Below are 20,913 nucleotides of genomic sequence, written 5' to 3' on the forward strand. Positions count from 1 at the left end.
CGGCCCGTCGCGCGGTGGGCGTCGACGAGACGATCCGCCAGCCGTCCCCGACCGGCGGATCGTCTCCTGGTCAACGCTCGACGACCAGCCGGCGGGCCCGCAGTACCCGGGCCCACCACGGGCGCGGTGCCGCCGGGCGCAGCGCCGGCGCGCGGACGCCGCGCAGGCTGACCCAGCCGCCCGGCCCCATCGTCACCGCGCCGATCGCCGGCGGCTTGCGCCGACCGACCACGGCGACGGCGGCGGTGAGCACCGCGACCGCGAACGCGCCGGTCGCCGCGGCGAGCAGCCGGTCCGGGTCGGTCACCGGCCGGTACCGGACCCGCCCGCCGGAGAGGACGTACGCCCCCATCGCCCGGCCGTCGCGGACCACCGGCACCAGCGCGGACGCCGGTGTACCCGGCAGTTCCAGCACCGGTCCCACGGTGACCGGCGCGGCGGTCGGCTCGGGCGCCCGCCGGGTCGGGGGTGGGCTCAGCGGTGCGGCGCCGGTGGGGTTGAGGATCGCGGTCATGGCGCTGCCTCCTAGCGGGAGTCGGACGTGCCGGTGGTGGCGTCGACCGCGGCCTGCCCGGCGGCCAACCGGGCGATCGGCACCCGGTACGGCGAGCAGGAGACGTAGTCCACGCCGGCGTCGGCGAAGAACGCGATCGAGTCCGGGTCGCCGCCGTGTTCGCCGCAGACCCCGATGGTGAGTTTCGGTTGGGCCGCCCGACCCTCGGCGACGGCCAGCCGGACCAGGCGGCCCACGCCGACAGGGTCGATGCGCTCGAACGGAGACAGCTCGAAGATCCCCCGCTTCAGGTAGGCGTCGAAGAACGAACCCTCCACGTCGTCACGCGAGAACGCCCACGCGGTCTGGGTCAGGTCATTGGTGCCGAAGGAGAAGAAGTGCGCCGCGCCGGCGATGTCCCCGGCGGTCAGCGCCGCCCTCGGCACCTCGATCATCGTGCCGAGGGGGATCTCCGGCGCGTCGGGCACCCCGGCAAGGACCGGTTCGATCTCGGCGCGCACCGCGCGAAGTTCCCGCACGTCGCCGACCAACGGCACCATGATCTCCGGGCGAGGGTCACCGCCCTCGCCCATCCGCTGGGCAGCGGCCTCGGCGATCGCCCTGACCTGCATCGCGAACAGCCCCGGGATCACCAGCCCGAGCCGCACGCCGCGCAGCCCGAGCATCGGGTTGGCCTCGTGCATTCGGCGTACGGCCCGCAGCAGCCGGCCGTCACGGCCCGGATCCTCGCCGAGTGCCTCGGCGCGGGCCACCCGCGCGGTCAGCTCGTGCAGCGGTGGCAGGAACTCGTGCAGTGGCGGGTCAATGAGGCGGATGGTCACCGGTAGCCCGTCCATCGCGGTCAGGATCTCCACGAAGTCGGCCCGCTGCAACGGCAGCAACGCCTCCAGCGCCGCGGTCACCTCGTCCGGGCCCTCGGCCAGGATCAGCCGCTCCACCAGCTCCCGACGGGCCCCGAGAAACATGTGCTCGGTGCGGCACAGCCCGATTCCGCTGGCACCGAGGCGTCGGGCCCGCCGGGCGTCCGCTCCGGAGTCCGCGTTGGCGCGTACGCCCAGCCGGCGTACCGCGTCGGCGTGCCCGAGTAACCGGTGCACCGCCACGACCAGCGGGTCGGCCTCTGGTGCCAGCTCGCCCGCGAGGTAGCGGGCGACCGGCGAGGGCCGTACCGGCAACTCGCCGAGGTAGACCTTTCCGGTAATGCCGTCGATCGAGACCACATCGCCGGCCCGGACGACCTGGTCGCCGACGGTGAATTCGCCGCGCTCGGTGTCGATGCGCAGTGCGTCCGCCCCGCAGACGCAGGTACGCCCCATGCCCCGGGCCACCACGGCGGCGTGCGAGGTCTTGCCGCCGCGCGAGGTGAGCACTCCCGCCGCGGCGATCATGCCGGGCAGGTCGTCCGGGTTGGTCTCCCGACGGACCAGGATCACCGGTCCGTCCGCCGCCTCGGCGGCCGCCGAGTCGAAGACGACGCGCCCCACCGCGGCCCCGGGTGAGGCGCCGAGACCGACGGCGAGCGGTCGCGGTGCGCCGGCCAGGTCGAACGCGGGAAACATCAGCTGGGCCAGCTGAGCGCCGGTGACCCGGTGCAGCGCCTCGTCCAGCGTGATCAGCCCCTCGTCGACCAGTTGCGCGGCGATCACGAACGCGGCCGCCGCCGTCCGCTTGCCCACCCGGGTCTGCAGCATCCAGAGCCGCCCCCGCTCGATGGTGAACTCGATGTCGCACAGGTCCCGGTAGTGCCGCTCCAACGTCGCCATGATCTCGAGCAGTCGGTGGTAACTCAGCGGGTCGATGCGTGCCAGCTCCGGCAGGCCGACCGTGTTGCGGATACCGGCCACCACGTCCTCACCCTGAGCGTTGGCGAGATAGTCGCCGTAGACGCCGGGGGCGCCGCTGGCCGGGTCACGGGTGAACGCCACCCCGGTGCCGGAGTTCGGGCCGAGGTTGCCGAAGACCATCGCCATGACGTTGACCGCCGTGCCCAGGTCGTCCGGGATGTGCTCCTGGCGGCGGTACAACCTCGCCCGCTGGGAGTTCCACGACTCGAACACCGACCGGATGGCCAGGTAGAGCTGCTCGTGCGGGGCCTGCGGAAACTCGTGCCCCACCTGGGCGGCGAAGATCTTTTTGTAGGTCTCCACCAGGTCGCGCAACTGCTCGGCGTTCGGCCCGGCCGGGCCGGCCGCCGCGCGTAGCGCCGCCAACTCCTGCTCGAACTCCTCTGTCGGCAGCCCGTGCACCGTGCGACCGAACATCTGGATCAACCGCCGGTACGAGTCCCAGGCGAACCGGGCGTCACCGCTGTGCGCCGCGAGACCGCCGACCGTGGTGTCGTTGAGCCCGATGTCCAGGACCGTCTCCATCATCCCCGGCATCGAGTAGCGGCCACCGGAGCGGACGGCCAGTAGAAGCGGGTCGTGCGGGTCGCCGAGCCGGCGGTCCAGGCGCGCCTCCACGTCGCGCAGGTGCGCGTTGACCTCGGTGAAGAGCCCGTCCGGAGGCCCACCGGTGCGCAGGTAGGCGCGACAGGCGTCGGTGCTGATGGTGAACCCCGGCGGCACCGGCAACCCCAGCCGGGTCATCTCGCTCAGGTTCGCGCCCTTGCCACCCAGCAGGTCGGCCCTGCCCCGGTCACCCTCGATGAAGTCGTAGACGTACTTGGGCATGGCTCCGGCCTCCAGATTCCGTTTGCCGCACGGACCTCTCCCTCTGTTGGTACCAATGCGTCCGGGTGTGCCGGCAGGGCCGGACGGTACGGTCCGCGGGCCAGAGGTCCCGCACTGCCACAGCCAGTGCGTACCCTCGTCCGATGACGTTCGAAGTGCGGCTCCGCCCGGTCCTGGAGGACGACCTCGTCGAGTTCTTCCTGCACCAGCAGGACCCGGAGGCCAACCGGATGGCCGCGTTCGGTCCCAAGGACCCGTCCGACCGGCGGGAGTTTGCCCAGCACTGGGCCCGGGTGCTGACCAACCCGGCCAACCTGGTCCGCACCGTCGAGGCCGACGGCGAGGTGGTCGGCTACGTGAGTGCCTGGCCGGCCGGCGAGCAGACCGAGGTCAGCTACTGGATCGACCCGACGCGCTGGGGCCGGGGTCACGCCACGGCGGCCCTGACCGCCCTGTTACGCGAGCTGCCCCGACCGGTGCACGCCCGCGCCGCCAAGGACAACGCCGCCTCCCTCGCGGTGCTCCGCAAGTGCGGCTTCGCGGTGGTCGGTGAGGATTCGGGGTACGCCAACGGCCGCGGCGAAGACGTCGAGGAGTGGCTGCTGGAGCTGCCCGCCGATGGCGCTGACCTGGGCGGGCACTAGTCTCGCGGGGTGAACTGGTTGGATCTGGTCGGCTGGGCCGGCTCCGCGGTGCTGGTCTGGTCCCTGTTGCAGTCGCGCGTCCTGCGGCTGCGCGCGCTCAACCTCATCGGTTGCGTCGTGTTGATCGGCTACAACGCCGCGATCGGGGTCTGGCCCATGGTCGGGCTCAACATCGTGCTCGCGGTGATCAACATCTGGTACCTGCGCGGGATGCTCGCCACCCGTCACGACGAGAAGACCTACCAGGTGGTGGAGGTCGGCGTCGGCGACCAGTTCCTCGCCCACACGTTGCGGGTGCACGCCGCCGACATCGCCCGCTTCAACCCCGGCTTCCACTGGGACCCGGACGCGTCGGGGCGGTCCGCGTTCCTGGTGGTGACGGCCGACGAGGTGGTCGGGGTGGTGCTGTCGCACGCCGAGGCGCGCGGCGTCGCCCAGATCGACCTGGACTACGTGACCCCGAAGTTCCGCGACTTCACCCCGGGTGAGTTCGTCTACCGGCGCAGCCACCTGTTCACCGAACGGGGCTTCCACCGGGTGGTCAGCCCGCCCCGGATGGTCGCCCCCTACTACCACCGGCTGGGCTTCCGCCCGGAGGGCGACTCGTACGTCCTCGACCTGCCGACCTCACCGACCCCCGGCCCGGCCTAGCGCCGCCGATTCGGCGTACCCTCGCTGCGGCAGGATTCGGCCGGCACGGGACGGGGCAAAGACACGCCTACGCCGGGCGGGCTTGCCCACCGGCGGGGCGCCGCGCGTACCGGCCGGTGCCACCACCGGAGAGGGAGCGAACCGGGCGTGCAGAGCTACGGGAGCCAACTGGCCCTGGTCGGAATCCTGATCGTGATCAACGCGCTCTTCGCCGGCAGCGAGATGGCGTTGGTGTCACTGCGGGACAGCCAGATCCAGCGGTTGGAGCGCACCAGCCGCGCAGGGCGGGTGCTGGCCCGGCTCGCCAAGGACCCGAACCGCTTCCTCGCCACCATCCAGATCGGCATCACCCTCGCCGGCTTCCTGGCGTCCGCCGCTGCGGCGGTCTCGCTGGCCAAGCCCCTGGTGCCGCTGCTCGGGGTGTTCGGCGGAGCCGCCGAGACGGTGGCGATCGTGGCGGTCACCCTCGTGCTGACCTTCGTCACGCTGGTCTTCGGCGAGCTGGCGCCCAAACGGATCGCCATGCAGTCCGCCGAGCGGTGGGCGCTGCTGGTGGCCCGCCCGCTCGATCTGCTGGCTTCCTTCACCCGCCCCGCCGTCTGGGCCCTCGGCGCGACCAGTGACCTGGTGGTCCGCCTGGTCGGGCTCAACCCCAAGCACGAGCCGGAGGAGATCGGCCCGGACGAGCTGCGGGACATCGTCGCCGGCAACCACGGCTTCACCAAGGAGCAACGCACCATCATCGCGGGCGCGGTGGAGATCGCGGATCGGCGGTTGCGGGCTGTCCTCGTACCCCGGTTGCAGGTCTTCACGCTCGACAGCGGGACCACGGCGGAGGCCGCGCGGCTCGTGCTGGCCGCCACCGGGCACTCCCGGGCGCCGGTCGTGCGCCACGGCGGCCTGGACGACACGGCCGGCGTGATCCACCTGCGTGACCTGGTGGGAGTGCCCGACGACCGCCCGGTCGACGAGATCGCCCGGCCTCCCATGCTGCTGCCCGACTCGCTGCCCGTCGTGGACGCGCTGCGCCAGTTCAAGGCCGAGCGCCAGCACATCGCGCTGGTCGTGGACGAACGCGGCGCCGTCGACGGCATCGTGACGCTGGAGGACATCCTGGAGGAGATCGTCGGGGAGATCTACGACGAGACCGACCGGGACGTGAGCTCGGTTCGCCGCGACCCGGATGGCGCGTTGCTGCTGCCCGGCACCTTCCCGGTGCACGACCTTCCGGACATCGGCGTCGAGCTGCCCTCGCGGCCGGCCGGGGACTACACCACGGTCGCCGGCCTGGTGCTGGCCCGGCTCGGGCACATCCCCACCGTGGCCGGGGAGGACGTCACCCTGGACGGCTGGGTCCTGATGGTGGCCGGCATCGACCACCGGGCGATCACCGAGGTACGGCTCAGCCGCGTACCCGACGACAGCGACAGCGACGCCGAGCAGACCCCGGAGCCGGTGTTGGACGAGGCCCGCAGCTGAGCCGACCGGCGGCCGTAGCTCAGTCGCGGGACAGGTTCTGCAGCCGTACCTGACCCCGGGCGACCAGCCGATCGTCGGCGTCGGTGATCTCCACCTGCCACAGCTGCTGGCTGCGGCCCCGGTGCACCGGAGTGCCGACGGCGGTCAGCTCCCCGTCCCGGACGGCCCGCAGGAAGTCGGTCTGGTTCGACACCCCGACCACGGTGCCCCGGTCGGCCAGCCAGAGGCCGCCACCCACGCTCGCCGCGGTCTCCACGACCGAGCAGTACACGCCGCCGTGCAGGATGCCGTACGGCTGGTGCAGCTCCGGTCGCACCTGCCAGGTGATGACGACCCGGTCGGGGGACGCCTCCTTGAACGTCAGGCCGAGCAGGGCGACGAGACCACCCGTCACGTCCGGAATCTCCACGGCGAATCCCTCCTCGATCAACTTGGCGCAAGCCTAACCGTGGCGGGTTGCGGCAAACCCGGTACGGGTCGGCGCCGGCGATGGGGGAGAATCGGTGACCGTGACCGACAGTAGCCTCCCGCCGCCCGGGCGGGACTCCCTGACCGACGACCTGCTCTGGCGTGGCCTGATACAGGACTCGACCGGCCTCGACGAGCTGCGCGAGCTGCTCGACGGTGGGAAGTCCGCCACGTACTACGTGGGCTTCGACCCCACCGCGGCGAGCCTGCACGTCGGCTCCCTCATGCAGGTCACCATGGCCCGCCGGCTGCAACTCGCCGGCCACCGCCCGTTGCTGCTGGTCGGCGGGGCGACCGGGCAGATCGGTGACCCGAAGGAGAGCGCCGAACGGACCCTCAACCCGCCCGACGTGATCGCCGGGTGGGTGGAGCGCATCCGCGACCAGCTGGCGCCCTTCGTGTCGTACACCGGCGAGAACGCGGCCCAGGTCGTCAACAACCTGGACTGGACCGGCGAGATGTCGGTCGTCGAGTTCCTGCGCGACGTGGGCAAGCACTTCCCGGTGAACAAGATGCTCGCGCGGGAGGTGGTGCGGGCCCGGTTGGAGACCGGCATCAGCTTCACCGAGTTCAGCTACCAGCTGCTCCAGGCCAACGACTTCTTCGAGCTGCACCGCCGACACGGCTGCCAGTTGCAGTTCGGCGGGTCCGACCAGTGGGGCAACATCACCGCGGGCGTCGACTACGTACGCCGGCGGGGAGCGGGGCCGGTGCAGGCGTTCACGACGCCGCTGGTCACCAAGTCCGACGGCACGAAGTTCGGCAAGACCGAGGGCGGCGCGGTCTGGCTCGACCCGACGATGACCAGCCCGTACGCGTTCTACCAGTTCTGGCTCAACGTGGAGGACCAGGAGGTCGACCGTTACCTGCGGTACTTCAGCTTCCGTACCCGCGACGAGCTGGAGGAGTTGGCGAAGGCCACCGCCGAACGGCCGGCGGCCCGCGTGGCGCAGCGGGCGCTCGCCGAGGAGTTGACCACCCTTGTGCACGGGCCCGAGGAGACGCGGCAGGCCATCGCGGCCAGTCAGGCGCTCTTCGGGCGCGGGTCACTGGACGAGTTGGCACCGGAGACGCTCCGCGCGGCACTGACCGAGGCCGGGCTGGTGCGGCTCTCCGGTGAGCTGCCGGATGTGGCGGGCCTGTTGCGCGACTCCGGGCTCGTGAACGGCCTCAAGGAGGCTCGCCGGGTGATCGCCGAGGGCGGCGCCTACGTGAACAACAATCGGGTGACCGAGGTGGACGCCGAGGTCTCGCCGGCCGATCTGCTGCATGGGCGGTACCTGGTGCTGCGCCGCGGCAAGCGCTCGTTCGCGGGCGTTGAGCTGGGCGAATAGCCGAGTGTCGACGATGTGACGGGGGACGCGTCCGGCGGATTTGACGATCATCCCGCCGGACGCGTAACTTTCTCTCTGCCAGCGCGGAACGGGGCAAACGGGACGAAAGTTCTGAGCCCCCAGAAACGAGCTGGTGACCGGGTCAGGCAGGGGTTCGCTCCTGTGAGACACGGCCGGGCGGGGCTCGCCGGATTGGCCGCGAGGCGGATTTGGTGCGGCGAAGCCGACCGGGTAAGGTTTACGACCGGCAGGGCACCGGGCGAGCTTGCGGGAAACCGCAGCGGCCGGCCTGCCAAATCCGTGACGAGAGCGGCGAGAGCCGGTCGAGACATGGTGCCCGCATGACTCTGGGCGAAGCATGACGAACCGGGAAACACCGGTTTGACACAGCGGAAACCAGCGGGTAACGTAGTAAAAGTGCCTGGCGCTGAAAGCGCTAGGAACGCAGAGCGGTAAAGCCCCGGTTGGGGTTCCACTGAGTGTGGGGCTTCTGGTCGGTGTGTGGTTGTTCTTTGAGAACTCAACAGGGTGCTTGTAAAGCCAGTGCCAATTATGATTTATACCCCGGACTGGTCAGGCCTTTGGTTTGGCTGGTTGGGATTCCTTTGGCAACAATTTGTTTGTTGTCAGGATTGTTTTCCAATTTTTTGTTGGAGAGTTTGATCCTGGCTCAGGACGAACGCTGGCGGCGTGCTTAACACATGCAAGTCGAGCGGAAAGGCCCTTCGGGGTACTCGAGCGGCGAACGGGTGAGTAACACGTGAGCAACCTGCCCCAAGCTTTGGGATAACCCTCGGAAACGGGGGCTAATACCGAATAGGACCTGGCCCCGCATGGGGTTGGGTGGAAAGTTTTTCGGCTTGGGATGGGCTCGCGGCCTATCAGCTTGTTGGTGGGGTGATGGCCTACCAAGGCGACGACGGGTAGCCGGCCTGAGAGGGCGACCGGCCACACTGGGACTGAGACACGGCCCAGACTCCTACGGGAGGCAGCAGTGGGGAATATTGCACAATGGGCGGAAGCCTGATGCAGCGACGCCGCGTGAGGGATGACGGCCTTCGGGTTGTAAACCTCTTTCAGCAGGGACGAAGCGAGAGTGACGGTACCTGCAGAAGAAGCACCGGCCAACTACGTGCCAGCAGCCGCGGTAAGACGTAGGGTGCGAGCGTTGTCCGGATTTATTGGGCGTAAAGAGCTCGTAGGCGGCTTGTCGCGTCGACCGTGAAAACTTGGGGCTCAACCCCAAGCCTGCGGTCGATACGGGCAGGCTAGAGTTCGGTAGGGGAGACTGGAATTCCTGGTGTAGCGGTGAAATGCGCAGATATCAGGAGGAACACCGGTGGCGAAGGCGGGTCTCTGGGCCGATACTGACGCTGAGGAGCGAAAGCGTGGGGAGCGAACAGGATTAGATACCCTGGTAGTCCACGCTGTAAACGTTGGGCGCTAGGTGTGGGGGGCCTCTCCGGTTCCCTGTGCCGCAGCTAACGCATTAAGCGCCCCGCCTGGGGAGTACGGCCGCAAGGCTAAAACTCAAAGGAATTGACGGGGGCCCGCACAAGCGGCGGAGCATGCGGATTAATTCGATGCAACGCGAAGAACCTTACCTGGGTTTGACATGGCCGCAAAACCTCCAGAGATGGGGGGTCCTTCGGGGGCGGTCACAGGTGGTGCATGGCTGTCGTCAGCTCGTGTCGTGAGATGTTGGGTTAAGTCCCGCAACGAGCGCAACCCTCGTTCGATGTTGCCAGCGCGTTATGGCGGGGACTCATCGAAGACTGCCGGGGTCAACTCGGAGGAAGGTGGGGATGACGTCAAGTCATCATGCCCCTTATGTCCAGGGCTTCACGCATGCTACAATGGCCGGTACAATGGGCTGCGATACCGTGAGGTGGAGCGAATCCCAAAAAGCCGGTCTCAGTTCGGATCGGGGTCTGCAACTCGACCCCGTGAAGTCGGAGTCGCTAGTAATCGCAGATCAGCAACGCTGCGGTGAATACGTTCCCGGGCCTTGTACACACCGCCCGTCACGTCACGAAAGTCGGCAACACCCGAAGCCGGTGGCCCAACCCTTGTGGAGGGAGCCGTCGAAGGTGGGGCTGGCGATTGGGACGAAGTCGTAACAAGGTAGCCGTACCGGAAGGTGCGGCTGGATCACCTCCTTTCTAAGGAGCACCTTCCACCGAAAGGTGGTAAGGAGCCCGCGGCCTACGAATGTTGGGTCGGGGTGCTCGAATGGCGGAGACACTGGCAAGTTTTGCCCTGGCAACGGCCGGCGGCGCCTAGTACAGCCACCCTCGGGTGGTGGGAACGGATGCTTCTGGTGCGGCTGAGGGAGAATGTAAGCACCCTGTTGGGTCCTGAAAGAACAACCATCGTGTTGTTGTTTCAGAGACGTCGCTGGCCCTCCGTGGTGGGGGCTGGGAGTCTGCCAGGCATGGCCTGGCCTCACATACCGCTAACCGTTGGTGTTGGGTTTGGTGTGGGGCTGTTGGGGTTGTGGGTTGGTCGTTTGTTGAGAATTGCACAGTGGACGCGAGCATCTTTGTGGTCAAGTTGTCAAGGGCGAACGGTGAATGCCTTGGCACCAGGAGCCGATGAAGGACGTGGGAGGCCGCGATAGGCCTGGGGGAGCTGTCAACCAAGCTGTGATCCCAGGGTGTCCGAATGGGGAAACCTGGCACCAGTCATGTGGTGTCACCCACACCTGAACACATAGGGTGTGTGGAGGGAACGCGGGGAAGTGAAACATCTCAGTACCCGTAGGAAGAGAAAACAAATAGTGATTCCGTGAGTAGTGGCGAGCGAAAGCGGATTGAGGCTAAACCGGCTGCGTGTGATACCTGTCAGGGGTTGCGTGGTCGGGGTTGTGGGACCCTGCTGAACAAGCTGACACTTGTTCGAGGAGTTACAAAGTTGGTGGCTAGTCGAACAGTCTGGAATGGCTGACCGTAGACGGTGAAAGTCCGGTAGGTGAAAGTTGCTGACCTTCTGTGGGTGTTCCCGAGTAGCGGCGGACCCCTGAAATCTGCCGTGAATCTGCCAGGACCACCTGGTAAGCCTAAATACTTCCTGGTGACCGATAGCGGACGAGTACCGTGAGGGAATGGTGAAAAGTACCCCGGGAGGGGAGTGAAATAGTACCTGAAACCGTTCGCCTACAATCCGTCGGAGCCTTGCGGGGTGACGGCGTGCCTTTTGAAGAATGAGCCTGCGAGTTAGTGGCATGTGGCGAGGTTAACCCGTGTGGGGGAGCCGTAGCGAAAGCGAGTCTGAATAGGGCGATTCAGTCGCGTGTCCTAGACCCGAAGCGGAGTGATCTAGCCATGGGCAGGCTGAAGCGCGGGTAAGACCGCGTGGAGGGCCGAACCCACCAATGTTGAAAAATTGGGGGATGACCTGTGGTTAGGGGTGAAAGGCCAATCAAACTCCGTGATAGCTGGTTCTCCCCGAAATGCATTTAGGTGCAGCGTCGCGTGTTTCTTGCCGGAGGTAGAGCACTGGATGGTCTAGGGGGCCCACAAGCTTACCGAAATCAGCCAAACTCCGAATGCCGGTAAGTGAGAGCGCGGCAGTGAGACTGCGGGGGATAAGCTTCGTAGTCGAGAGGGAAACAGCCCAGATCACCAGCTAAGGCCCCTAAGCGTGTGCTAAGTGGAAAAGGATGTGGGGTCGCATAGACAACCAGGAGGTTGGCTTAGAAGCAGCCACCCTTTAAAGAGTGCGTAATAGCTCACTGGTCAAGTGGTTCCGCGCCGACAATGTAGCGGGGCTCAAGCACACCGCCGAAGCTGTGGCATTCACATTTTAACCACGCGTGCCCTTGATGGTGCGTGCAGGTGTGTGGATGGGTAGGGGAGCGTCGTGCCGCGAGTGAAGCAGCGGGGTGACCCAGTTGTGGACGCGGCACGAGTGAGAATGCAGGCATGAGTAGCGAAAGAAGGGTGAGAAACCCTTCCGCCGGATGACCAAGGGTTCCAGGGCCAGGCTAATCCGCCCTGGGTGAGTCGGGACCTAAGGCGAGGCCGAGAGGCGTAGTCGATGGACAACGGGTTGATATTCCCGTACCCGCGAAAGAGCGACCCTGACGAACCTCGTTGTGCTAACCACCCAAACTGACGGAGACCTTCGGGTTGATGTTGGGGAGCGTGGGAACCTGGCGGGTAGTAGTCAAGCGATGGGGTGACGCAGGAAGGTAGCTGAGCCCGGCCGGTGGTTGTGCCGGGGTAAGCGTGTAGGCCGTGGTGTAGGCAAATCCGCACCGCATGAAGGCTGAGACGTGATGCCGAGCCGATTCAGGTGAAGTCAGTGATCCTATGCTGCCGAGAAAAGCCTCTAGCGAGTTCTTAGCGGCCCGTACCCCAAACCGACACAGGTGGTCAGGTAGAGAATACCGAGGCGATCGGGCGAACTGTGGTTAAGGAACTCGGCAAATTGCCCCCGTAACTTAGGGAGAAGGGGGGCCGGAGACGTGAAGCCCCGCGCGGGTGGAGCGTTGTATGGCCGCAGAGAGCAGGGGGAAGCGACTGTTTACTAAAAACACAGGTCCATGCGAAGAAGTAATTCGATGTATATGGACTGACGCCTGCCCGGTGCTGGAACGTTAAGGGGACCTGTTAGCTCTTCGGGGCGAAGCGGAGAACTTAAGCGCCAGTAAACGGCGGTGGTAACTATAACCATCCTAAGGTAGCGAAATTCCTTGTCGGGTAAGTTCCGACCTGCACGAATGGCGTAACGACTTCCCCACTGTCTCAACCACAGGCCCGGCGAAATTGCAGTACGAGTAAAGATGCTCGTTACGCGCGGCAGGACGGAAAGACCCCGGGACCTTTACTATAGCTTGACATTGGTACTCGAATTAGCTTGTGTAGGATAGGTGGGAGCCGGTGAAGTCCATACGCCAGTATGGGTGGAGGCAATCTTGAAATACCACTCTGGTTGATTTGGGTATCTAACTTCGGACCGTTATCCGGTTCAGGGACAGTGTCTGGTGGGTAGTTTAACTGGGGCGGTTGCCTCCTAAAAGGTAACGGAGGCGCCCAAAGGTTCCCTCAGCCTGGTTGGCAATCAGGTGTTGAGTGCAAGTACACAAGGGAGCTTGACTGTGAGACTGACAGGTCGAGCAGGGACGAAAGTCGGGACTAGTGATCCGGCACTTGCGAGTGGAAGCGGTGTCGCTCAACGGATAAAAGGTACCCCGGGGATAACAGGCTGATCTTCCCCAAGAGTCCATATCGACGGGATGGTTTGGCACCTCGATGTCGGCTCGTCGCATCCTGGGGCTGTAGCAGGTCCCAAGGGTTGGGCTGTTCGCCCATTAAAGCGGTACGCGAGCTGGGTTTAGAACGTCGTGAGACAGTTCGGTCCCTATCCGCCGTGCGCGTAGGATACTTGAGAAGGGCTGTCCCTAGTACGAGAGGACCGGGACGGACGAACCTCTGGTGTGCCAGTTGTCCTGCCAAGGGCACGGCTGGTTAGCTACGTTCGGAAGGGATAACCGCTGAAAGCATCTAAGCGGGAAGCCTGCTTCAAGATGAGGTATCCCACCCACTTTGGTGGGGTAAGGCCCCCAGCTAGACGACTGGGTTGATAGGCCGGAAATGTAAGCCCGGTAACGGGTTCAGTTGACCGGTACTAATAGGCCGAGGACTTGACTACTAAGCTGCTACGCGTCCACTGTGCAACTCTGAACAAGCGAACACCCACGTGTGTGTGCCGGGGTTGTTTGATATGTTCATAGAGTTACGGCGGTCATGGCGGAGGGGAAACGCCCGGTTACATTCCGAACCCGGAAGCTAAGCCCTCCAGCGCCGATGGTACTGCACTCGTGAGGGTGTGGGAGAGTAGGACGCCGCCGGACAATCTTCCAGTCGAGGGCCGCCCCATCCGGGTCGGCCCTCGACTGCGTAGCGCCATTGGTGGCGCAATCAGGAAGGATGTACCTGTGAGTTCAGGACCGCAGGGCGGAGACCGTCCCCGTCGTTACGAAGACCGTACCGACGGTGCGGGCGGACGCGACCGCGGCCCACGCCGCGACGATCGAGACCGGCCCCCGTACCGGGGCGACCGCGACAGCGGCGGCGGCACCCGCGGCGGATACGCCGGCGGCCGCGACTCTGGTTCCCGTGGCGGCGACCGGGACAGCTCGCGCTCGAGCGCCCCGCGTGAGGGTGGTTACCGCGGCGGCGACCGTCGCGAAGGCGGTTTCGGTGGCGGCGACCGTCGCGAGGGTGGCTTCCGTGGGGGTGACCGTCGTGAGGGCGGTGGCTTCCGTGGCGGCGACCGCGACGGCTCCCGTTCCGGCGCTCCCCGCGAGGGTGGTTTCCGTGGTGGTGACCGCGACGGCTCTCGTTCCAGCGCCCCGCGTGAGGGTGGTTTCCGCGGCGGCGACCGTCGTGAGGGTGGCTTCCGTGGGGGTGACCGTCGTGAGGGCGGTGGCTTCCGTGGCGGTGACCGCGAGGGTGGCTTCCGCGGCGGCGACCGTCGTGAAGGCGGCTATCAGGGCAGCGGAGACCGTACGCAGTCCGGCCCGTCCCGCGAGGGTGGCTTCCGTGGGGGTGACCGTCGTGAGGGTGGCGGCTTCCGTGGCGGTGACCGCGAGGGTGGCTTCCGCGGCGGCGACCGTCGTGAAGGCGGTTCCCGCGAGGGTTCTCGGCCTGGTGCGTCCCGCGAGGGTGGCGGTTTCCGTGGTGGTGACCGCGACGGTGGGTTCCGTGGCGGTGACCGTCGTGAGGGCGGTGGCTTCCGCAGCGGCGACCGCGAGGGCGGTTTCCGTGGCGGTGACCGTCGTGAGGGCGGTGGCTTCCGCAGCGGCGACCGCGACGGTGGTTTCCGTGGCGGCGATCGTCGTGAGGGCGGTGGTTTCCGCGGCGGCGACCGTCGCGAAGGCGGTTCCCGCGAGGGTGGCGGCTTCCGTGGTGGCGACCGCGACGGTGGCTTCCGTGGCGGTGACCGCCGCGAAGGCGGCGGCTTCCGTGGTGGTGACCGCGAGGGCGGTTTCCGTGGCGGTGACCGCCGCGAAGGTGGCTTCCGCAGCGGCGACCGTGATGGATCGCGCTCCAGCGCTCCTCGCGAGGGTGGTTTCCGTGGGGGCGATCGTCGTGAGGGTGGCGGCTTCCGTGGTGGTGACCGCGAGGGCGGTTTCCGTGGCGGTGACCGCCGCGAAGGCGGTTTCCGTGGCGGTGACCGGGACAGCTCGCGGCCGAGCGGACCGCGCGACGGCGGCGCTCCTCGTGACGGCGGTTTCCGTGGGGGCGATCGTCGTGAGGGCGGTGGTTTCCGTGGTGGTGACCGTGAGGGTGGTTTCCGTGGCGGTGACCGTCGTGAGGGCGGTGGTTTCCGTGGTGGTGACCGTGAGGGTGGCTTCCGTGGCGGTGACCGTCGTGAGGGCGGTGGTTTCCGTGGTGGTGACCGCGAGGGTGGCTTCCGTGGCGGTGACCGTCGTGAGGGTGGCGCTCCCCGTACGGGCGGTTTCCGTGGTGGCGACCGTGACGGCGGCTACCGGGGCGGTGACCGGGCGGGTGCTTCCCGCTCTGACGAGCGACCGCGCCGTGAGGGCGAGTTCCGCCGCGACGACCGCGCTGGCGGCGCCGAGTCGTTCGAGGGTGGCCGTAGCTCTGCCCCGGCTCTGCCGGACGACATCGTCGCGACCGACCTCGACAAGGACGTTCGCGCTGAGCTGCTCTCGCTGAACAAGCCGGTCGCCGAGACGGTGGCTCGGCACCTGGTCGCCACCGGTCAGTTGATTGACGAGGACCCGGCGGAGGCGTTGGCGCACGCGCTGGCCGCTCGCCGGCTCGCGTCGCGCATCTCCGCCGTCCGCGAGGCTGTCGGCCTGGCCGCGTACCACGCGGGGGAGTGGCAGACGGCGATCGCCGAGCTGCGCACGTACCACCGGATGAGCGGGCTGCAGAGCCACCTGGCGGTGCTCGCGGACTGTGAGCGGGCTCTGGGCCGGCCGGAGCGGGCCATCGACCTGTTCCGTGGTGCCGACCGGGAGAAGCTGGACCAGGCCGTGGCGATCGAGCTGTTGATCGTCGCTGCCGGCGCGCGGGGGGACCTCGGCCAGAAGGACGCAGCGGTCGCGATGCTCCAGGTCCCGGACCTCACCAGCGAGGCCACGGTGCCGTGGACGGCCCGGCTGCGGTACGCGTACGCCGACGCGCTGCTCGCCGTGGGCCGGCGCGAGGAGGCCCGCGAGTGGTTCTCCCGCGCTGCCGACGTCGACACCGAGGGTGAGACCGACGCCGCCGAGCGGCTGCTGGAACTCGACGGTGTCGTCATCGAGGGCGACGAGGAGGACGAAGCCGCGGAGGAGATCGCCGCAGGCCCGGGTGCTCCCGGAGCGGTCCCGGCCCGACCCGACGCCGACCTGACCGGCGACGACGAAGACGACGACGATGACGACCGCGACGACGACGAAGACTTCGACGACGACGAGCAGGACGATGTCGTCGGTCGTTCCGACGACGACGAGGGCTTCGACGACGAGGACGAGGATCGTCACCCGGACGAGGCCGTGCGCAGCGCCGCTGCGGACACCGACTCCGACGCCACGGCGACGTCCGACAGCGCGGTCGACGCCCAGCGGACCGCGCCGGCCGGGGACGACGAGTCGGGGTCGACGCAGCGATGAGCGCGGACGTCGGGGAGCGGCTGGTCGACGGGTACACCCTGGTCGTCTTTGACCTGGACGGTGTGATCTACCTGATCGACCGGCCGATCCCTGGCGCCGTCGAGGCGGTGGCCCGGCTGCACGACGAGAACGTCGCGGTGGCGTACGCGACCAACAACGCGTCCCGTCGGTCCAGCGAGGTCGCGGCCCTGCTGACGGGTATGGGTGTGCCGGCTCGACCGGAGGAGGTACTCACCTCCGCCGCGGCGTCGGCCGAGGTGCTGCGCGATCGGCTGCCCGCCGGCGCGCCGGTCCTGGTGGTCGGCGCGGAGGCCCTGCGCGCGGAGCTACGCGCGGTCGGCCTTACCCCGGTCACCAAGGCCGACGAGAATCCGGCCGCTGTGGTGCAGGGGTACGGCCCGCAGGTGGGTTGGGCGGAGCTGGCCGAGGCCTCGGTCGCGGTGCGGGCGGGTGCTCTCTGGATCGCCACCAACACCGACCGGACGCTGCCCAGTGGACGGGGCCCGTTGCCGGGCAACGGTTCGCTGGTGGCCGTGTTGCGGACGGCGCTGGAACGCGACCCCGACGTGGTGGTCGGCAAACCGGAGTCGGCGTTGTTCGAGACGGCGGCTCGACGTGCGGGCGAAGGCCGGAGCGTGGTGGTGGGCGACCGGTTGGACACCGACATCGAGGGTGCCCGCCGCGCCGGCCTGGACAGCCTGCTGGTGCTCACCGGTGTCCATGGCGTACCGGATCTGCTGGCCGCGGAGCCGCGTCGGCGGCCCACGTACGTCGCGAGGGACCTGGCGGGGCTGTTCGACCCGGCGGCCGTCGTGCGGGTGCCGGGCCCGGCGGACGCCGGCGGTTGGTCGGTGACCGACCGCGACGGTGCGTTGGAGTTGGCGGGGTCGGGTCGGCCGTTGGACGCGGTGGCGGCGCTCTGTGCGGTGGCCTGGTCGGCGTCGGAGCCGGCGCTGCCGAAGATCCGCCCGATCGGCCCGGACGCGGCGCACGCGCTGGAGAGCTTCGGTCTGAGCGCCACCGCCTGACCCCTGGTCGGGCAGGCGCGGCGTCGTCAGAGCAGTTTGCGCAGCTTCATCAGGTCGAACGGGTTCGCCTTGATCGACACTCGGCGGGAGGTCACCGCCTTGGTGACGTCGAGGTCACCGCGGACCAGGGCGAGCAGGTCGTCGCTGGAGGTGCTCAGTGCGATCTTGGCTTTGGGGTCGTCGCCGTCGGTGAGCTCGACCAGTCGACCGCCGGTGATGCGGCCGTGGAACGCGGCGTCCAGGTCGGTGATCCGGCAGGCCAGCGTCCGGTCCAGATCGATCCGTTCGCGCACCGTCTCCGCGTTGCGGTCCAGCCGGGCGGCCAGCTCCTGCAACGCCTGCCGGCACTCGTCCACGCTGGCCACATGTCCCCCTCGCTGATCGCCACGCCGTCCTCGGCACCGTACCGCACGGCACAGTCCGGGGTGCCCGGTAGCGTGACACCTGCACACCCCGCCCCGTGGAAGGACTCAGGCATGCAGGACGCGTGGCGCGCCTACCTCGAACTGGCCATGGGCCTCACGGAGGCGCCCCGGAAGAAGGCCCAGGACGTGGCGCGACGCCTCGTCGGCTCCGGTGGCGCGACCGCCGCCCAACTCCAGGCGCTCGGCGAGGAGCTGGTCACCACCGGCGCCGCCAACCGGGAGGCGCTCACCAAGCTGGTCCGCTTCGAGGTCGACCGTGCTCTCGGGGCGGTCGGCCTGGCAACCGCCGACGAGGTGGCCGAGCTGACCCGGCGGGTGCGCGACCTGGAACGGCAACTGCGTGAGGCGCGCGCCTCCGAGCCAGTGGAAACGCCGACCGGCAGCCCGTCGGAGCGACCGGACCCGACCCGCGCCGCGCGGCCCGGAGACCGTCTGGTGCCGTCCGACGGCCCGGCGGGTGCCCCGGTCTCCGCTCATGCGCCCGACAAGCCGGCGGCCGGGCAGCCTTCGGCGGGGCAGGCTGGGCCCGACGAGCCGGCGGCCGGGCAGCCTTCGGCGGGGCAGGCGGTGGCCGAGCAGTCGGCGGCCGTGCAGCCGGTGGCGAAGAAGGCCGTGGCCAAGAAGGCGGTCGCCAAGAAGGCCATCGCGAAGAAGCCACCGGCGACGATCAGCCGCACCGACGACGAGACCCCGACACCGGCGGCCATGCCCGCCAAGAAGGCGGTCCGTAAGCAGCCACCGGGCGTCACCGAATGATCCAGCCCCACCCGCCGGCCGGCGGCTCGTTCCCGCCCCGGCCCGGGCCACCCACCGGAGGCTCGTTCCCGCCCCGCCCGGGCCCTCCGGCCGGTGCCCGCCCCGGTCCGCCGGCGGACCTCGGGGACGAGCCGGCGCGGCACCCGGCGGTGGACGCCGCCGTGCAGGCCATGGCGAACGCCGCGACGCTCGCCCCGGCGGACCAGATCGCGCAGTACGAGGCGGCCTACGAGACGCTGCGGGAAACCCTCGCCACCATCGACCAGACCTGAGCGGCACGACCAGGCCTGAAGCAGACCGGAGAACCACCCATGGCACGTCGTAACCGGTTGGACGCCGAACTCGTCCGGCGCGGTCTGGCTCGTTCCCGGGAGCAGGCCGCCGGGCTGGTGGAGGCCGGCCGGGTCCAGCTGCGCGGGGTGGTCGCGCGCAAGGCCGCCGCGATGGTCGACCCCGCCGACCCGCTGCTGGTGACGGGCGAGGACCCGGCCGAGGAGTACGTCTCCCGGGGCGGGCACAAGCTGGCCGGCGCGCTGGCCGCGTTCGCGGCCGGTGGGCTACGGGTCGCCGGCCGGCGCTGCCTGGACGCCGGCGCCTCGACCGGTGGCTTCACCGATGTGCTGTTGCGCGCCGACGCCGCCGAGGTGGTGGCCGTGGACGTCGGCTACGGGCAGCTCGCCTGGTCGCTGCGCACCGACGAGCGGGTCCGCGTCCTGGAACGCACGAACGTTCGTACCCTCGTACCGGACACGATCGGTGGGCCTGTCGACCTCACGGTGGCCGACCTGTCGTTCATCTCGCTGCGGTTGGTGCTGCCGGCGTTGGCCGGCTGCACCCGCGACGACGGCGACCTGGCGTTGATGGTGAAGCCGCAGTTCGAGGTGGGCAAGGAACGGGTCGGCGCCGGTGGTGTGGTCCGCGATCCGGAGTTGCGTGCCGAGGCGGTCCTGGACGTGGCCGCCGCGGCGGCCACGCTCGGCCTGGGTCTGGCCGACGTGGCGGCCAGCCCTCTGCCCGGGCCGAGCGGCAATGTGGAGTTCTTCGTATGGTTGCGCCGGGGCGCACCGCCGGCCGACCCGCAGCGGGTGCGGGCCGTGGTGGCGGCCGGGCCGGACGGCCCGACAGCGGCCGGCGACGTGCCGGACGTGACGGCGGCGGAGGAGGTCGCAGGGTGAACGCGCGCAGCGAGGGCGCCGCGACGACACGCGGCGGGAGTGGGGCGACGGTGGTGCGACGCCGCCCGGTCCCCGACGGGCGGGCGAGGCGATGAGCCGGACCGCTCTGCTGGTGACCCACACCGGTCGTCGCCGCAGCACGGAGCACGCCCGGTCGGTCGCCGCCGACCTGATCGACGCGGGTTTCGAGGTACGGGTGGTCGCCGACGAGGCCGAGGACCTCGACCTGCCCGGTGTGGTGCCGGTCGCCGGCCAGAAGGCCGCCGAGGGCGCCGAGATCGTCTTCGCGCTCGGCGGGGACGGCACCTTCCTGCGGGCCGCCGAGTTGGCCCGTCCGGCGAAGGCCCCGCTGCTCGGCATCAACCTCGGCAAGGTGGGTTTCCTGGCCGAGGCGGAGATCGACGATCTGGACGTCGCGGTGCAGGACGTCGTCAGTCGCAACTACACGGTCGACGAGCGGCTCACCCTGGACGTCACCGCCGAGTTCGACGGTGGGCCGACCATCGAGTCCTGGGCGCTCAACGAGATCAGCATCGAGAAGGGCGAGCGGGCCCAGATGCTCGAACTGCTCGTCGACGTGGACGGGCGGCCGCTGTCCCGCTACGGCTGCGACGGTGTCGTCTGCGCCACCCCGACGGGCTCCACCGCGTACGCGTTCTCCGGCGGCGGCCCGGTGGTCTGGCCGGAGGTGGAGGCGCTGCTGCTGGTGCCGATCAGCGCGCACGCGTTGTTCAGCCGTCCACTGGTCACGGCGCCGACGTCCACCTTCGTGATCACGGTCGACCCGTTCACCACCCTGGCCGTGCTGTCCTGCGACGGGCGTCGGGTCTACGACCTGCCGCCGGGCGCCCGGGTGACGGTGCGTCGGGGTGCCCTGCCGGTGCGCATCGTGCGGCTGCGGCCCCGACCGTTCACCGACCGGCTGGTCGCCAAGTTCGGCCTGCCCGTGCACGGTTGGCGTGGCAGCCGCCGGTGACAGCCTGCCGGTGCACGGTTGGTGCGGCAGCCGGTGACCGTGACGCACACCGTGGGTGGACGGTGGTTGTCCACCTGGCGACATGTCGCCGCTGCGGCGGCTGGTGACTAGTGACCTGGTGACAGGCTCCGACGCAGACTCCGATCGGCCCTCATCTAC

Annotated in this window: 15 protein-coding genes and 3 rRNA genes; 13 read left to right on the forward strand and 5 right to left on the reverse strand. The window is 68.7% G+C overall.

What is annotated here, in order from left to right:
• Positions 1–70: 70 nt before the first annotated feature.
• Positions 71–514 (reverse strand): hypothetical protein, encoded by a 444-nt coding sequence (locus O7631_RS16995; protein ID WP_278145078.1) that lies wholly within the window; start codon positions 512–514, stop codon positions 71–73.
• A gap of 11 nt (positions 515–525) precedes the next feature.
• A complete protein-coding gene (ppdK, locus tag O7631_RS17000; RefSeq protein ID WP_278145079.1) occupies positions 526–3,186 on the reverse strand; it encodes a pyruvate, phosphate dikinase in 2,661 nt (886 codons plus the stop codon).
• A gap of 143 nt (positions 3,187–3,329) precedes the next feature.
• On the opposite strand from ppdK, the gene O7631_RS17005 reads away from it, so the two are divergent.
• The 3 genes from O7631_RS17005 to O7631_RS17015 all read left to right on the forward strand — a co-directional run bounded on the left by O7631_RS17005 (position 3,330) and on the right by O7631_RS17015 (position 5,960).
• Positions 3,330–3,830, forward strand: coding sequence for a GNAT family N-acetyltransferase (locus tag O7631_RS17005; RefSeq protein ID WP_278145080.1), 501 nt, complete (start codon positions 3,330–3,332; stop codon positions 3,828–3,830).
• 9 nt (positions 3,831–3,839) lie between these two features.
• Positions 3,840–4,481 (forward strand): hypothetical protein, encoded by a 642-nt coding sequence (locus O7631_RS17010; protein WP_278145081.1) that lies wholly within the window; start codon positions 3,840–3,842, stop codon positions 4,479–4,481.
• Between the two features lie 147 nt (positions 4,482–4,628).
• On the forward strand, positions 4,629–5,960 hold the full coding sequence (locus tag O7631_RS17015; protein WP_269679820.1) for a hemolysin family protein: 1,332 nt from the start codon (positions 4,629–4,631) through the stop codon (positions 5,958–5,960).
• A 19-nt stretch (positions 5,961–5,979) separates the two neighbouring features.
• On the opposite strand, the gene O7631_RS17020 is transcribed toward O7631_RS17015, so the two are convergent.
• Positions 5,980–6,387, reverse strand: coding sequence for a PaaI family thioesterase (locus tag O7631_RS17020; protein WP_197699487.1), 408 nt, complete (start codon positions 6,385–6,387; stop codon positions 5,980–5,982).
• 82 nt (positions 6,388–6,469) lie between these two features.
• Here O7631_RS17020 and tyrS point away from each other — a divergent pair, with 82 nt between their 5' ends.
• The 4 genes from tyrS to rrf all read left to right on the forward strand — a co-directional run bounded on the left by tyrS (position 6,470) and on the right by rrf (position 13,619).
• On the forward strand, positions 6,470–7,762 hold the full coding sequence (tyrS, locus tag O7631_RS17025; protein WP_278145082.1) for a tyrosine--tRNA ligase: 1,293 nt from the start codon (positions 6,470–6,472) through the stop codon (positions 7,760–7,762).
• Positions 7,763–8,409: 647 nt separating this feature from the next.
• Positions 8,410–9,924 (forward strand): 16S ribosomal RNA (locus O7631_RS17030).
• Between the two features lie 384 nt (positions 9,925–10,308).
• Positions 10,309–13,417: ribosomal RNA gene (locus O7631_RS17035) — 23S ribosomal RNA — on the forward strand.
• A gap of 85 nt (positions 13,418–13,502) precedes the next feature.
• Positions 13,503–13,619: ribosomal RNA gene (rrf, locus tag O7631_RS17040) — 5S ribosomal RNA — on the forward strand.
• Together the 16S, 23S and 5S rRNA genes form the textbook arrangement of a ribosomal RNA operon.
• A gap of 90 nt (positions 13,620–13,709) precedes the next feature.
• On the opposite strand, the gene O7631_RS17045 is transcribed toward rrf, so the two are convergent.
• Complete coding sequence (locus O7631_RS17045) at positions 13,710–15,536, reverse strand: hypothetical protein (RefSeq protein ID WP_278148101.1); 1,827 nt, start codon at positions 15,534–15,536, stop codon at positions 13,710–13,712.
• On the opposite strand from O7631_RS17045, the gene O7631_RS17050 reads away from it, so the two are divergent.
• Together O7631_RS17050 and O7631_RS17055 are read left to right on the forward strand one after the other, a co-directional pair.
• A complete protein-coding gene (locus O7631_RS17050) occupies positions 15,471–16,394 on the forward strand; it encodes a Replicase polyprotein 1ab (RefSeq protein ID WP_278145083.1) in 924 nt (307 codons plus the stop codon). The genes O7631_RS17045 and O7631_RS17050 overlap by 66 nt on opposite strands.
• Complete coding sequence (locus O7631_RS17055; protein ID WP_278145084.1) at positions 16,391–17,422, forward strand: HAD-IIA family hydrolase; 1,032 nt, start codon at positions 16,391–16,393, stop codon at positions 17,420–17,422. Before O7631_RS17050 ends, O7631_RS17055 begins: the two co-directional genes overlap by 4 nt.
• 26 nt (positions 17,423–17,448) lie before the next feature.
• Here the strand turns inward: O7631_RS17055 and O7631_RS17060 are convergent, their stop codons facing one another.
• Positions 17,449–17,787 (reverse strand): SCP2 sterol-binding domain-containing protein, encoded by a 339-nt coding sequence (locus tag O7631_RS17060; RefSeq protein WP_269679814.1) that lies wholly within the window; start codon positions 17,785–17,787, stop codon positions 17,449–17,451.
• Positions 17,788–17,898: 111 nt separating this feature from the next.
• Between O7631_RS17060 and O7631_RS17065 the strand changes: the two genes are divergently transcribed.
• The 4 genes from O7631_RS17065 (at position 17,899) to O7631_RS17080 (ending at position 20,754) form a co-directional block, all read left to right on the forward strand.
• Positions 17,899–18,603, forward strand: a complete 705-nt coding sequence (locus O7631_RS17065; RefSeq protein WP_278145085.1) for a hypothetical protein — start codon at positions 17,899–17,901, stop codon at positions 18,601–18,603.
• Complete coding sequence (locus tag O7631_RS17070; protein WP_278145086.1) at positions 18,600–18,875, forward strand: hypothetical protein; 276 nt, start codon at positions 18,600–18,602, stop codon at positions 18,873–18,875. The genes O7631_RS17065 and O7631_RS17070 overlap by 4 nt, the downstream gene beginning before the upstream one ends.
• A gap of 39 nt (positions 18,876–18,914) precedes the next feature.
• Positions 18,915–19,778, forward strand: a complete 864-nt coding sequence (locus tag O7631_RS17075) for a TlyA family RNA methyltransferase (RefSeq protein WP_278145087.1) — start codon at positions 18,915–18,917, stop codon at positions 19,776–19,778.
• Between the two features lie 91 nt (positions 19,779–19,869).
• Complete coding sequence (locus O7631_RS17080; protein WP_088990256.1) at positions 19,870–20,754, forward strand: NAD kinase; 885 nt, start codon at positions 19,870–19,872, stop codon at positions 20,752–20,754.
• Positions 20,755–20,913: the final 159 nt, after the last annotated feature.

This window comes from Micromonospora sp. WMMD967, from assembly GCF_029626165.1.
GTDB classification, from domain to species: Bacteria; Actinomycetota; Actinomycetes; order Mycobacteriales; family Micromonosporaceae; genus Micromonospora; species Micromonospora taraxaci.